The sequence below is a fragment of the Povalibacter sp. genome (genome assembly GCF_036735925.1).
Lineage (GTDB): Bacteria > Pseudomonadota > Gammaproteobacteria > Steroidobacterales > Steroidobacteraceae > Steroidobacter.
Genome location: NZ_DAINNK010000054.1, coordinates 22,705 through 36,440, shown reverse-complemented (window position 1 = coordinate 36,440; position 13,736 = coordinate 22,705). Strand labels below are relative to the sequence as shown.

General features: G+C 65.4%; 9 protein-coding genes and 1 pseudogene. 6 read left to right on the top strand and 4 right to left on the bottom strand.

Annotation, left to right across the window (positions count from 1 at the left end; genetic code table 11):
- The first annotated feature begins 217 nt into the window (after positions 1-217).
- On the top strand, positions 218-2,272 hold the full coding sequence (locus V7D81_RS16110; RefSeq protein WP_324318084.1) for a methyl-accepting chemotaxis protein: 2,055 nt from the start codon (positions 218-220) through the stop codon (positions 2,270-2,272).
- 26 nt (positions 2,273-2,298) lie between these two features.
- Here V7D81_RS16110 and V7D81_RS16105 read toward each other — a convergent pair whose 3' ends face one another.
- Complete coding sequence (locus V7D81_RS16105) at positions 2,299-2,913, bottom strand: TetR/AcrR family transcriptional regulator (RefSeq protein ID WP_324318082.1); 615 nt, start codon at positions 2,911-2,913, stop codon at positions 2,299-2,301.
- A 94-nt stretch (positions 2,914-3,007) separates the two neighbouring features.
- On the opposite strand from V7D81_RS16105, the pseudogene V7D81_RS16100 reads away from it, so the two are divergent.
- The 4 genes and pseudogenes from V7D81_RS16100 to V7D81_RS16085 form a co-directional block, all read left to right on the top strand.
- Positions 3,008-4,195: pseudogene (locus tag V7D81_RS16100) on the top strand (cytochrome P450); the annotation flags it as partial.
- Between the two features lie 384 nt (positions 4,196-4,579).
- Positions 4,580-4,900, top strand: a complete 321-nt coding sequence (locus V7D81_RS16095) for a 2Fe-2S iron-sulfur cluster-binding protein (protein WP_324318078.1) — start codon at positions 4,580-4,582, stop codon at positions 4,898-4,900.
- Positions 4,901-5,023: 123 nt separating this feature from the next.
- Positions 5,024-6,340 (top strand): DUF4397 domain-containing protein, encoded by a 1,317-nt coding sequence (locus V7D81_RS16090; RefSeq protein ID WP_324318076.1) that lies wholly within the window; start codon positions 5,024-5,026, stop codon positions 6,338-6,340.
- Positions 6,341-6,546: 206 nt separating this feature from the next.
- On the top strand, positions 6,547-7,266 hold the full coding sequence (locus V7D81_RS16085; RefSeq protein WP_324318074.1) for a response regulator: 720 nt from the start codon (positions 6,547-6,549) through the stop codon (positions 7,264-7,266).
- Between the two features lie 17 nt (positions 7,267-7,283).
- On the opposite strand, the gene V7D81_RS16080 is transcribed toward V7D81_RS16085, so the two are convergent.
- Positions 7,284-8,492, bottom strand: coding sequence for a hypothetical protein (locus tag V7D81_RS16080; protein WP_324318072.1), 1,209 nt, complete (start codon positions 8,490-8,492; stop codon positions 7,284-7,286).
- A complete protein-coding gene (locus V7D81_RS16075) occupies positions 8,489-11,587 on the bottom strand; it encodes a DEAD/DEAH box helicase (RefSeq protein WP_324318070.1) in 3,099 nt (1,032 codons plus the stop codon). Before V7D81_RS16075 ends, V7D81_RS16080 begins: the two co-directional genes overlap by 4 nt.
- 302 nt (positions 11,588-11,889) lie before the next feature.
- Here V7D81_RS16075 and V7D81_RS16070 point away from each other — a divergent pair, with 302 nt between their 5' ends.
- The gene (locus V7D81_RS16070; RefSeq protein ID WP_324318068.1) at positions 11,890-12,696 is read left to right on the top strand and encodes a sterol desaturase family protein; all 807 of its coding nucleotides are present in this window, start codon (positions 11,890-11,892) and stop codon (positions 12,694-12,696) included.
- A gap of 158 nt (positions 12,697-12,854) precedes the next feature.
- On the opposite strand, the gene panB is transcribed toward V7D81_RS16070, so the two are convergent.
- Positions 12,855-13,673 carry a 3-methyl-2-oxobutanoate hydroxymethyltransferase gene (gene panB / locus V7D81_RS16065; RefSeq protein WP_324318066.1) on the bottom strand — a complete coding sequence of 273 codons (819 nt, stop codon included), beginning with the start codon at positions 13,671-13,673 and terminating at the stop codon, positions 12,855-12,857.
- Positions 13,674-13,736 lie beyond the last annotated feature (63 nt).

Below are 13,736 nucleotides of genomic sequence, written 5' to 3'. Positions count from 1 at the left end.
TCGTTGGACTCCCCCTCGGCGACCGCATTGTAAACACAGTTCGCGGCGCGGGAGGACTGGCGCGGAGACGAGATCGCCGAGTTTCCATTGGTGCTGGCGTCCCCTGCAGCCGCCCTAAGGCGATCCCTCATTCGCCCCGCTGTGGTTTCAAGTCGTCCTGTCCGTAGTCGATACCGGAGGCACATCGGAGCATCCGATAGCCATCGACAGGTCGATCATGCAAGACAGGAAACGTCACAGTCTGCGCACGCGGGTCCTCGCGGTCATCGTGTCGTTCGTGCTCGTGGGTTTCATTGCCACCATTGCGGTGCTCACCTATCAGGCGAGTTCGATGCAGAAGAAGGTGGCGCTGCAGTACGCCCAGCAGCTGGCGCGCAGCAACGGCGGCGACGTGGCGTCCCGTCTCGAACAGGCGCTCGATGCCGCACGCTCGGTGGCGCATGCGCTCGGCGGCATGCAGTCGGCGGGACTCGCCGATCGCGCCGCCGCCGATGCGATCCTGAAGAGCGTGCTCGACGGCAATCGGGAATTCCTCGGCGTATGGACCGGCTGGGAGCCGAATGCATTCGACGGCAGGGACAGCCAGTTCGTCGGCAAGCCGGGCCACGATGCGACGGGCCGCTACGTGACGTACTGGAATCGCGCCGGTGGGCAGATCCAGTCGGAACCGCTGGTCGACTACGACAAGGATGGCGCCGGCGACTACTACCAGCTGGCGAAGAAGAGCGGCAACGAAACCATTCTCGAACCCTACAGCTACAGCATCGGCGGTCGCGACGTGCTGATGACCAGCCTCGCCGTGCCGATCCGCGTCGGCGGCAGGATCGTCGGCGTGGCGGGTGTCGACATCGCGCTGGCCGATCTGCAGGACACCATCAGCAAGATCCGCGTCTACGACACGGGTTATGCCAGCCTGATTTCCTACGGCGGCCTCTACGTCAGCGACATCGATGCCGCCAATGTCGGCAAGCATCTCGGCAGCGATGCGGCCGCCGACGTGACGCAGATCGGCGCGGGCGTCGAATTCAGCCGCACCTTCGACAGCGACGTGCTGCACACCGAGGTGACCCGTCTCTATGCGCCGGTGCGCATCGGCGGTGTCGTCACGCCGTGGTCGTTTGCGATCACGGTGCCGGAAGAGCGCATCCTGGTCGACGTCAACCGGCTGCGTAATACCGCGATCGTCCTCGGGCTGCTGAGCATCGTGGCCGTCTCGCTGGGCCAGAGCATCGTGCTCGACCGCCTGGTGCTGAAGCCCGTCGGCGGCGAGCCGGAGGATGCGGCGAACATCGCCAACACCGTGGCGCGCGGCGACCTGACGGTGCGCATCGCCGTGCGCGACGGCGACTCCACGAGCCTGATGGCGGCGCTCAGGAACATGCAGACGCAGCTGTCGGGCGTGGTCTCCACGGTGCGCGGCAATGCCGATCGCGTCGCCATTTCCAGTTCGCAGATCGCGCAGGGCAACGACGATCTTTCCAGTCGTACGCAGGAACAGGCCTCGGCGCTCGAAGAAACCGCGGCCAGCATGGAAGAGATGACCGCCACCGTGAAACAGACTGCCGACAACGCGCGCCAGGCCAACCAGCTCGCCATCGGCGTGCGCAGCCAGGCGGACGACGGCGGCGCCATCGTGGCGCAGACCATCAGTGCAATGAGCGCGATCAACGAGGCGAGCAAGCGCATTGCCGACATCATCAGCGTGATCGACGAGATCGCGTTCCAGACCAACCTGCTGGCGCTCAATGCCGCAGTGGAAGCCGCGCGTGCCGGCGAGCAGGGTCGCGGGTTCGCCGTGGTCGCCTCCGAAGTGCGCAACCTGGCGCAGCGCAGCGCCAGCGCGGCGAAGGAGATCAAGGGGCTGATCGAGGATTCGGTGAGCAAGGTCACCGTGGGATCGGCGCTGGTGGATCGCTCGGGCAAGGCGCTCGCCGACATCGTCGGCAGCGTCAAGAAGCTGACTGACGTGGTCGCGGAAATCTCCGCGGCCAGCCAGGAGCAGGCGGCCGGCATCGATCAGGTCAACAACGCCATCACCCAGATGGACCAGACGACGCAGCAGAACGCGGCGCTCGTCGAAGAGAGCGCCGCGGCGGCGGAGAGTCTCAAGGATCAGGCGCAGCGGCTGGTGCAGGCCGCGGCCGTCTTCAAACTGACGGAGGAGCAGATTGCCGCGATGGGCGCGGCGGAGCTTCGCGAACTTCCTGCGCCTGTCGCGACGAATCCCGTCCGCAACATCGTGCGGCCGCAGTTCGGGCGGCGCTCGGCCTGACGTTTTCGCGGCCTCGTGGCCGCGGGTCAGCGGCGGCGTTTCGCCGCCGGCCTGCCGACGGCTTTGCCTGACTGGCTCATCGACGGCGTCACGATCAGCCGGTCATGGATCTCGGCGATCTGTTCGATGGGCAACGGCTTTTCCTGACGCAACCACCACGCGAGCAGCTCGATGGTGGAGCTCACGGCGAAGACCACGGCGAGATCGGCCGGCAGCCAGCTTCCGGGAAGTTCCTTCTGCTTCGCCAGTGCGCGCGCACTGCTCAGCAATTCCTCGCGCAACGCGCTCGCGGCGCCGCCCGTCAGCAGCGTCGACCACAACTGCCGGTGTTCATCGACATACGTGAACAGCGCGACCGATGCCGCGCGCGTATCGCTGGCCTCGATGTTCGGCCAGCCGAGTTCGACGAAACGCCGCATCTGTTCCGCGGCAATCTCATCCAGCAGCGCTTCCTTCGTCGTGTGATGACGGAAGAAGGTGGTGTACGACACCTCGGCCTGCGCGGCGATGTCGCGGATGCTGATGTCTTCCAGCGCCTTGCGTTCCAGCAGTTCCAGCAGGGCGCGGCGCAGGGCCTCGCGGGTGCGGACGGCGCGGGCATCCTGCGCGGCGGACAGATGCGGTCTATGCGTTTTGTGCAACACGGTATTGCATATGAAATAGTGTATTGCTTATCTTATACCGCGAGTTCCCGCGGCCGGTCGCGGGATGGCGGATGCAACGGGGGAATCGAACATGTCTACGTCGACTGACGGCGCTGTCTGCTGGGATCCCTACCGGCCCGATTTCTGGATGGACCCGTATCCGGTGTTCCGGCGCCTGCGCGAGGAAGCGCCGCTCTATTACAACGAGCAGTACGACTTCTACGCGGTCAGCCGCTTCGCGGATGTCGAGGCCTGCTTCAACAACAGGGAGGTCTTCAGCTCGGCACGCGGCGACGTACTCGAGTACATCAAGTCCGACATGGACATTCCCGGCGGCATGTTCATCTGGGAGGACCCGCCGCTGCACACCGTGCATCGCAGCGTGCTGACGCGCGTGTTCACGCCGAAGCGCATGAATGCGCTGGAAGACCAGATCCGCGCCTACTGCGTGCGCTGCCTCGATCCGCTGGTGGGCGCAGGCGGCTTCGACTTCATCACCGATTTCGGCGCCGAGATGCCGATGCGCGTCATCGGCATGCTGCTCGGCATTCCCGAGCAGGACCAGGCGGCGATCCGCGAACGAGTCGACGCGGCGCTGCGTACCGAAGCCGGCAAGCCGATGGAAGTCGGCCAGGCCGTCTATCACGGCGAAGGCTTCGAGGATTACATCGACTGGCGCGCGAAGAATCCGTCCGACGATCTCATGACGGAACTGCTGCACGTCGAGTTCGTCGATGAGACCGGCACGAAACGCAAGCTCAAGCGCGAGGAAATCCTGGTGTTCGTCAACATCCTCGCCGGCGCGGGCAATGAGACCACGACGCGACTGATCGGCTGGACCGGCAAGATCCTCAGCGACAACCCCGAGCAGCGCGCGATCCTGGTCGGGAATCCCGCACTCATCCCGAACGCCGTCGAAGAACTGCTGCGCTACGAACCGCCCGGTCCCTCGGTGGCCCGGTACGTGAAGTCGGACATCGAGATTCACGGCCGCAAGGTGCCGGCCGGCAGCGCCATGCTGATGCTCGTGGCCTCGGCGAATCGCGATCATCGCCGCTATCCCGACGGCGATGTCTTCGACGTGCGTCGCGAAGGGCCGCCGCACATCACGTTCGGTCGCGGCATCCATGCGTGTCTCGGCTCTGCACTCGCGCGCGTCGAAGGACGCGTGGCCATCGAAGAACTGCTCAGGCGCTTCCCGCACTGGACCGTCGATCTCGACAACGCGAAGCTTTCTTCGACGTCGACCGTGCGCGGCTGGGACAACCTGCCGGCGATCACGCAACACGGTGGCGCGCGCAGGACCAGCGCCGCAGCTCAGGCGGTCGCGGCGCCGAAGCCCGAGGGCGAGACCTGGGATCTGGTACTCGCCACCCCGATGGGTCCGCAGCCCATGACGATGACTTTCGCGAGAAACGGCGCAACGTTCGCCGGCGCGATCAAGGGTGAAATGGGCGTGCAGGACATCAGCGGCAAGATTGCCGGCAACACGCTGTCCTGGGCGCTGAGTCTCACCAAACCGGTGTCGATCAAGCTCGGTTTCGAAGCCAACGTGCAGGGCGATGAGATGACGGGCAAGGTCAAGCTCGGCATGTTCGGCTCGGCGGGCCTGACCGGAAAGCGCGTCGGCTGACGCCGTCGCTGCGCACCAGGAGCAACATCGATGGCGAAGATCACGTACGTCGAGTTCAGCGGCAAGGAGCATGTGCTCGACATCGCGCCCGGCACGAGCGTCATGCAGGGCGCGATCAACCACAATGTCCGCGGCATCATCGCGGAGTGCGGCGGCGCGTGTTCGTGCGCCACCTGTCACGTCCATGTCGACGATGCCTGGGTCGAGCGGCTCGAAGCCAGGAGCGACATGGAAGATGCGATGCTCGAGGCCGTCGTCGAACTGCAGCCGAACAGCCGGCTGTCCTGCCAGATCAAGGTGACCGATGCGCTCGACGGTCTGGTCGTACGCATGCCCGCGAAGCAGGTGTAACAGTCGCTTTACAACCGCAATGGTTGCTTACAACTTCGCCATGATGTGAAAGGCTTCGCCGCGCCGCGTGGCTTAGTTTCCGGAGCTCATCGGATCGCATGATCCGTTTCTCTGGAGCAGTTCATGAAGGTGTTGAAGGCGCTGGCAGCGGTTCTCCCGCTGGCCCTGTTTCTCGGTGCGTGCAATCTCGATGACATCAAGGGCGGCGACGACGACAAGAACAAGGCCAGCCTGCGCCTGCTGAACCTGAGTCCGGGATATCAGTCCCTGGATCTTTACGCCAACGACGGCACCAGCAGCGACGAACTGAAACTGGAAGCCGTCGGCTACAACACGATGAGCGACTACGCGTCGTTCGCTGACGCCACGTACTCGCTCAAGCTGCGGCGTGCCGGCGTCAGCAGCACCCTGCAGACGCTGAGCAGCGCCAAGCTGGTCGAGGATTCGCATACCGTGCTGGTGGCGTACGGTTCGAACGGACATTTCGGCTCGGTGGTGTTCAACGAGGACGCGAGCGATGCCGGCAGCGGCGAGAGCAAGATCATCCTCGTCAACACCGGCGAGGCCGGTTCGCTGAGCGTGTACCTGACCGGCGAGTCCGTCGCGCTGGAAGACGCGACGCCCCAGTTCAGCGGCGTGGCGCACGGCAGTGCCGCATCGGCCGTCATCGTGGAAAGCGGAACCTATCGCCTGCGGGTCACTGGCGCCGGCGATACCGCCGACGTGCGCCTGGATCTTGCCGAGGTGGCTTTCAAGGAGAAGGAAGTGACGGCCCTGCTGCTCTCGGCCACGCAGGGCGGCGTGCTGGTGAACGCCGTGCTGTTGCCGCAGCAGGGCAGCCCCACGCTTCTCAACAACAGCAAGGCGCGCATCCGCGGCGCCGTCGGCATCGCCAATGGCACCAGCGTGACGGCGAAAGTCGGCAGCGTTTCCCTGCTGTCGAACGCGGGCATCGGCGTGATCGGCAGCCGCTACAGCCAGGTGGAAGCCGGTACGGCGACGGTGTCGGTCGCCGTCGACGGCACGGCGCTCAGCGTGCCCGCGGCGACGCTCGCTGCCGGCGGCGACTACACGCTGCTGGTGTGGAGCAATACGACGAATGGCGCGCAGACCACGCTGATCAGCGACGACAACCGCCTGCCGGTGACCAGCGGCAAAGCCAAGGTCCGCATCATCAACGGCGTCTCGGGACTCGAAGCGCCGATCACGCTCTCGGTCGATTACTCGCCGCTCATCGAAGGCATCGCGCTGGGTACGGCCTCGTCCTTCGTCGAAGTGGACGGCGGCCTCAACTACCAGTTCGACATCGCCAACGGCGACACGGGCGTCAATCTGTTCACGCGCACCGGCACCTCGATGCAGACCGGCAGCGTGTACACCATGTTCATGCATGGCGGCGGCACGAGCGCCGTCGGTGCGACGCTGCGCAAGGATCGATAGCGCGGAGGAGGGGCGCGATCTTTTCCTTCCTCGCGCCCCTCCCGGGAAGAACGTACATCTGCGTTACAGATCCGCTGCGTATGCGCAACGGATTTCCGCAACGTCCTGCAACACCATTTCAGGTGCGGTTCATTCCCGGTCGCCAGACTGCGTCGGTATCGCTCGCTGGCCGTCGAGCTGAAGGGTTGCAACGACATCGTCCCGCTATGACGAATCTCCCGCACATTCTCGTCGTCGACGACGATCACCAGATCCGCAGCCTGTTGACCCGGTACCTGAACATGAATTCGCTGCGCGCGACGGCCGTGGCGGATGCCACGGCACTCGACCGCGTGCTGGCCAACGAACGCGCCGATCTCGTCGTGCTCGACGTCATGCTGCCCGGCGAGGATGGCCTGTCCGTGTGCCGCCGCCTGCGTGCCGAGGATCGCGCGCCCGTCATCATGCTGACGGCCCGCGACAGCGAACTCGATCGCATCGTCGGGCTCGAAGTCGGCGCCGAGGATTACATGGCGAAACCGTTCAATCCGCGCGAACTGCTGGCGCGGATCCGCAACGTGCTGCGTCGGGTGGAACGGTCGATCCGCCGACCGGTGGCCAGCACGCGCGCCCGCTATCGCTTTGCCGGCTGGACGTTCGACACGGTCTCGCGCAACCTGCTGAATGCCGAAGGTCAGCGATTGCACCTAGCCGGTTCCGAGTACGAGTTGCTGCATGCGCTGGTCGCTCACGCCAATTGCGTGCTGAGCCGCGACCAGCTCATCGAGATCACGCGCGGACGCGCTGCCGATCCGTTCGATCGCAGCATCGATGTCATCGTCAGCCGGCTGCGTCAGCGACTCGGCGACGACGCCCGCGAACCGCGCATCATCAAGTCGGTGTATCGCAAGGGTTACGTCTTCGCCACCGCGCTCGAAGTGGAGTGATCCTGCCGGTCGCTCCGCTACATCGTCCGCTTGAGATAGCCGAACAGCGCCGGATGCCGAGTCTGCAGCTCGCGCCGCAGCGACAGTTCTTCGTCCTTGCGGCCGGCGCGCCGCGCCTGCAGCAGTCGATGAACGCTGCGGTACTGCGCTTCGCCGCGTGTCTCGCCCGCGGCGAGTTCCAGCGGCAGGTGCTGAACCAGGCCGGCTTCGTGCAGCAGCAGCCACGCGGGAAAGTCGGCGGCGTTCAGTTCGATGTCGTCTTCGCTGTCGAGGAAACGGCGCCACAGGGCGGTGACGCCGGTATCCGGCTGCGTCTTCGACTCCAGCGCCTGTTCGGCCTGCGCAGGATGCTGCCAGCACAAATGACACCAGGCGGTGAGCGCCTCGATGCGCTGCTGACGATAGAACGCACTGTGAGCGAGGCGCAGGCACAACTCGGCGTGCCGCGGCCAGTCCGCGTCGCTGCGCACGCATTCGCTCACGCCGGCCCAGTCCTGCGCCTGGCTGAGGGCATGACTGCGATGAAGCAGCGGTTCGTCGGGCGAGAACGGCCGGTCCTGCAGCCGCTGCGCGAGCCGGCTCCACAGCGGCGAGAGCAGATCCCGCGACTGCGTGCCCAGCAGGCGTTTCGCATGCGGCGCGATTTTCTGCAGGAATGCCAGCGACTGCGCGGCGTCGGTCGCCGGCTGGTTCAGGCTCAGCAGCGCCGTCAGCAGTTGATCGAAGGCGGGCAGGTCGGTGTTGTTCGGCGCCTGCGCATACAGGCGATCGAGCAGGCGCTGCGCCTCGGCGGCATTGCGCGACGACAGCGCCTGCGCGATGCCGTTCGTGAGCGCGACGACGGGATTGTCGAAGAACAGATCCATCTGCGGCACGCTCTGCGCCGGCACGAAGCGCGTGGCGATCAGCCGGTGCAGTTTGCCGTCGGCGCTGACGCGCAGCGGTTTCGCAGCCGCTCCCGATTGCCAGGTGTGGAATTCCTGCGCCTGCTCGACCAGGCCGATGCTGCGCGCATACGCGTTGACGGCTTCGACCTGCGCACGGATTTTTTCCGCACTGCCCATCAGCACGTCGTCGAGCAGTTCGATCTCGCCGCGGCGCCACGATTCGTAGTCGGCGTAGGTCAGCCGGCCGCAGTTGATCAGCAGTTCCAGCGGCGCGAAGCCGCCCTGTTCCATGAGTTGCGCATCCACCTGCGCCTGCAGGGCCGGGTCGAGTCGGGTCATGACAGCAGCAGTTTCTCCAGGTCGGCAGCGCTGAGCTGCGTGGGCGAGGCGTTCGCGTCCGAATACATCTGGCTCGCCAGCGCGCGTTTGTCGTCCTGCAGCTGCAGGATCTTCTCTTCCACCGTGCCTGCGGCGATGAGCCGGTACACGAACACCGGCTGCTGCTGGCCGATGCGATGGGCGCGATCGGTGGCCTGTGCTTCGGCGGCGGGATTCCACCAGGGATCGTAGTGGATCACGGTGTCTGCGGCGGTGAGGTTGAGGCCGGTGCCGCCGGCCTTGAGACTGATCAGGAACAGCGGCACGTTGCCGCGCTGGAAGCGCTCGACCACCTCGGTGCGATTGCGCGTCGCGCCGGTCAGCAGGCAGTACGGGATGCCGAGTTCACGCACTGCGTGTTCGATGAGTTCCAGCATGCTCGTGAACTGCGAGAACAGCAGGATGCGCCGGCCCTCGGCCACCAGTTCCGGCAGCACGGTCGTGAGCCAGTCCATCTTGGCCGACGGAATCTGGCGCGTGTCCGCGTCGCTGCCGACCAGCCGCGGATCGCAGCAGGCCTGTCGCAGTTTCAGCAGGGCGTCCAGCATCGTGATGTGGCTGCGCGCCAGTCCCTGCTGTTCGATGGCTTCGCGCACGCGTGCGTGCATCGCAAGGCGAATGCCGTCGTAGAAATCGCGCTGGCGTTCGTCGAGCAGGATCGATTCGACGATCTGGGTCTTCTCCGGCAGATCGCGAGCGACCGCATCCTTGGTACGACGCAGCACGAATGGCGCGATGCGCTCGGCGAGCGCGGCGGCGCGCTGCCGGTTGCCGTTGCGTTCGATGGGCATGCGGTAGTGACGCTGGAATGCCTTCTCGCTGCCGAGCAGTCCGGGCTGGATGAAATCGAACAGCGACCACAGTTCGCCGAGATGATTCTCCATCGGCGTGCCGGTGAGACAGAGCCGGTGACGCGCGCGCAGCGCCCGCGCCATCTGCGACACCCTGGCGCGCGGACTCTTGATGGTCTGGGCCTCGTCCAGGACAACGAAATCGAATTCGTGCGCGAGCAGCGCCTCGCCGTCGAGCTGCAGCGACGGATAGCCGACGACCACGACGTCGACACTGCGGATCCGGTGAAACAGTTCGCGGCGTCGCGCGCCATGCAATGTCAGCACTTCCAGTGCAGGCGCGAAGGTGCGCAGCTCGTGTTGCCAGTTGCCGATGACGCTCACGGGCGCAACGATCAGCGACGGACCGCGCAGCCGTCCCTGTTCCTTTTCGATCGACAGATGCGCGAGCGCCTGCACGGTCTTGCCGAGGCCCATGTCGTCCGCGAGGATGCCGCCCCAGGCGAAGCGGCGCAGGAACTGCAGCCAGCCGAGGCCTTCTTCCTGATAGCCGCGCAGCGTGGCCCTGAACGAGGCGGGCGCCGGCAGCGGTGCGATGCCCTTGAATGCTTCCAGCTCGCGCAGGCGCTGCTGCAGCGTTTCGTCTTCCGACTGCAACGATGGCAGTTGCAGCGCCTGCACCAGCGGCGCCAGCCGGCTGGCGTGTCCGAACGGCAGCGACAATGCATTGCGCTTGTTGAGGCTGTCGCGATCGAACAGTTCGACCAGCGTGTCGCTGATGCGCCGGACGCGTTCGAGTTCGAGCGGCAGGTAGCGACCGTCTTCGAGACGCACCATGAGGAAGTCGCCGACGACGCAGTACGCATCGCCGCTCGCCGTATTCGCCTGCAGATACGCCACCAGCGCCGGCAGCAGGTTGACCGGCGTGCCTTCCACCGCGATCCCCAGGCGCAGGTCGAACCAGCGGTCGTCGCCCGGTACGCCGAGGTCCGCGTACCACTGGTCGGCCCGTGCGATGCGATAGGGGAATGACTCGTCGCACTGCACGCTCCAGCCGTCGGCTTCGAGAGCAGGCATGGCTTCGAGCATGAAGCCGAGCCACTCGCGTGCGCCCTGCAGCGCGTGCGGCAGTACGCGATCGAGGCGTGAACGCAGTTCGCGTTCGCGGCTGCGGTTGCGTTCGAATTCCCGGACGATGCCGGGATCATCGGGGTCGAGCAGTCGCGCGAGTCCGCGGCCGTCGTCCGTCGCGTGATCGATGGCAACGCCGTCGTACAGAAGATGCAGCGTGCCGGCGGGTCCGGCCGTCAGGATCAATTGCGGCCGCAATTCCGAGAAGGCGTGCGGCCTGACGTGCAACGTGCGCGGCGCGGGAAACGACGCGCCGGCGATCTCCCGCACGATGTGCGTCACGCGTTCCGGCGGCGCCGGCGGTTGATTCCAGAAGCGTCGCAGCAGCGGCGCCGCACAGTCCGGTTCGAGCGAGCCCCATTCGTTCGTCGCGGCGTCCACATACAGCGGCGGTTCGGCGGACGCGAAGATGCCGACCGCGGGATCGGTCTCGCACGCCACGAACTGATCGCCGCGTGCCGTCGTCCGCCAGACGAAGTGGCCCGGACGAGGATCGCCCCGTCGCAGCGGCCGACGCTGAAAGCTCTGCCAGTACGCGCGCCCCGTGCGCGTGAGCTGCTGCAGGACATCCGCGGCCGCAGCGCCGTCGAGCGTCCAGGGCCCGGCAGCGGACTGATGCGCGAGGCGCCGCAGGATCGTCGCATCGTCGGCATCGACATACCGCGGCAGATCGTCGCTGCCTGCGCCGGCGCGATGCGCGAATGCGCACAGATCCTGCGGCTGTTCGTCAGCACCGGAAAGCCGGCCCACCGATACGGAAACACGCAATGTGCCGGCCGCTGCATCGCAGAGATAGAAAAGCTGTTGTGCCCGTGTGCCGACGTTCGATGCAGACGCAGCCGCCGCCGTTCGCGATGTCGTCGCCGCCGGCTGGGCGATCGAGTGGGCCGCTGCCAGCGAGACCGCTGCCGCATGCACGCAGAGCGGGGGCGCGCCGCAACTGCATTCCGCCTGCAGATGCGGTGCGTCGGCGCTGTACTGCACGTACACGCGCGCGTTGTTGCCGGCGACGCCGGTCACCACGCCGCCGTCCTGGAGCACGCGCACTTTGCTGACATGGCCGGCGTCGATGAGCTGCTGTGCAGCCCCGGCGAGCGGCTCGCCGAGCAGCACACGCAGTCGTTCTCCAGACATCGGCAGGGGACGGGTCAATGCATCGTCGCCGGAAAAAAAGGGCGCGCATTGTCGCCGGAATGAAGCGGTGTCACCACCGCATGCGAACGGCTCATCTGCCGCTGCGCGACCGTGTGCGTCGCGCAGCGATACGACTAATGAAATGCCGCGACATCCGCGCGCAGGAGCAAACCCTTGAATCCTCGACGCGCAGCACAGTTGCAGTCACTGGAGTTGGCCCTCCCGAAGGCCCCGCCGCATAATGAGGAACCTAAGTAGTTTGTCCCGGCCGTCCGCCGGGCGTTCCATAGACAAGGTGCGGTATGGGCCTGAAGGATTGGATCATTCAGTACAGTCCCCTCTCTTACTGGCTGGTCGCCTTCATCGTGACCGGCTTCGCCGTGGCCCTCTATCGCGGCTGGTTCAAGGCCCGCAAGATCCAGCCCAAGGGCTTCAAGTGGACCATCTTCCGCAACGAAGCCATCTACGGAACCATCAACGTCGCGGTGTCTTCGACCTTCCTGGTGTGGATCACCAAGGTCGGCACGGAATCGGGCGTCATCGCCTTCCATCACGAGCCGGCCGCGTGGTGGGTGATCGCGCTCGAATACGCCCTGTACTTCTTCCTGTTCGACACCTGGTTCTACTGGCTGCATCGCTGGATGCACAACGAGCCGTTCTATTCGCTGATCCACAAGATTCATCACAAGTCGACGTCGCCCAACCTGCTGACGACGATCTCGGTCAATCCGCTCGAATCGCTGGTCAACGGCGGCTTCGTGCCGCTGTTCACCGCCGTGTTCACGGTCCACAGCGAGACCATGCTGCTGATCACGCCGACCAACATCATCATGGGCCTGTACGTGCACTCGGGTTACGAGTTCCTGCCGCGCTGGTGGAACAAGACCTGGGCGACGAAGTGGTTCATCACCGCGACCTTCCACGATCAGCACCACAAATACTTCCGCTGGAATTTCGGCGGCTACACGACGATCTGGGACTACGTCTGCAACACCAGGCGGACCAACTACGAGTCCGACTTCGACCAGATCAAGGCGCGTGCCGCCACATCGAAGGCCATCGCGCCGCCGGCCGTGGCTGCGCAGAGCAGCAGCGCGGCGCAGGGTTGAGCCTGAAGAGGAAAAAGAATTTCCACGGGGAGGAATGGGGACACGGGGGACACGGGGACAAGAAATTTTCTGTTCCGAACCCCGTGTTCCCCGTGTCCCCATTCCTCCCCCGTGGAAATTCTTCTTTCTGAACTCCGTGTGAAACTCCGTTTCCGTTCTCAGTAGCTGTGCTCCGGCCCCGGGAAGGAGCCGTCCTTCACCGCCTTCACGTACGCCTCGAACGCACCGCGGATTCCGGTGCGGCTTTCGGCGAGGAAGTTCTTCACGAACTTCGGCACCTTGATGTCGGGCGGGGTGATGCCGAGCAGGTCGTGCATCACCATGATCTGTGCGTCGACGTGCCTGCCCGCGCCGATGCCGATGACGGGAATGCGCAGCTTCTCGGTGATGCGCTGGGCGAGCGGGGCGGGAATGGCTTCGAGCAGCAGCAGGCTCGCGCCGGCCTGTTCGAGAAACAGTGCCTCGTCGAGAATGGTCTGTGCCTGATCGGGATCGCGGCCCTGGACGCGAAAGCCGCCGAAGCGGTTGATCGACTGCGGCGTCAGGCCCATGTGCGCGCACACCGGAATGCCGCGTTCCACCAGCAGCCGCGTCGATTCCGCGATCCAGCGTCCGCCTTCCAGTTTCACGACATGCGCGCCGGCGCGCATGATCTGTGCGGCGTTCTCGAGCGTCAGGCCTTCCGAGTAGTAACTCATGAACGGCATGTCGCCCATGATCAGCGCGCCGCGATTGCCGCGCCGCACGGTGTCGAGGTGATACAGGATGTTCTCCATCGTCACCGGCAGCGTCGAATCGTGACCCTGCACGACCATGCCGAGCGAATCGCCGACCAGCAGGACTTCGACGCCGGCACTGCTGGCGATTTCCGCGAACGTGGCGTCGTACGCCGTGGCGCACGCAAAGCGTTCCGACTTGCGTTTGATTGCTTCGAGTGTCTTCAGCGTGACCTTGGCAACGGAACTGGTGCTGGACATGGCGATCTCCCGTGGCGTGCGGCGGCAGGGTCGGCAGAAAAGCCTGCGCATGGTACAGGCAGG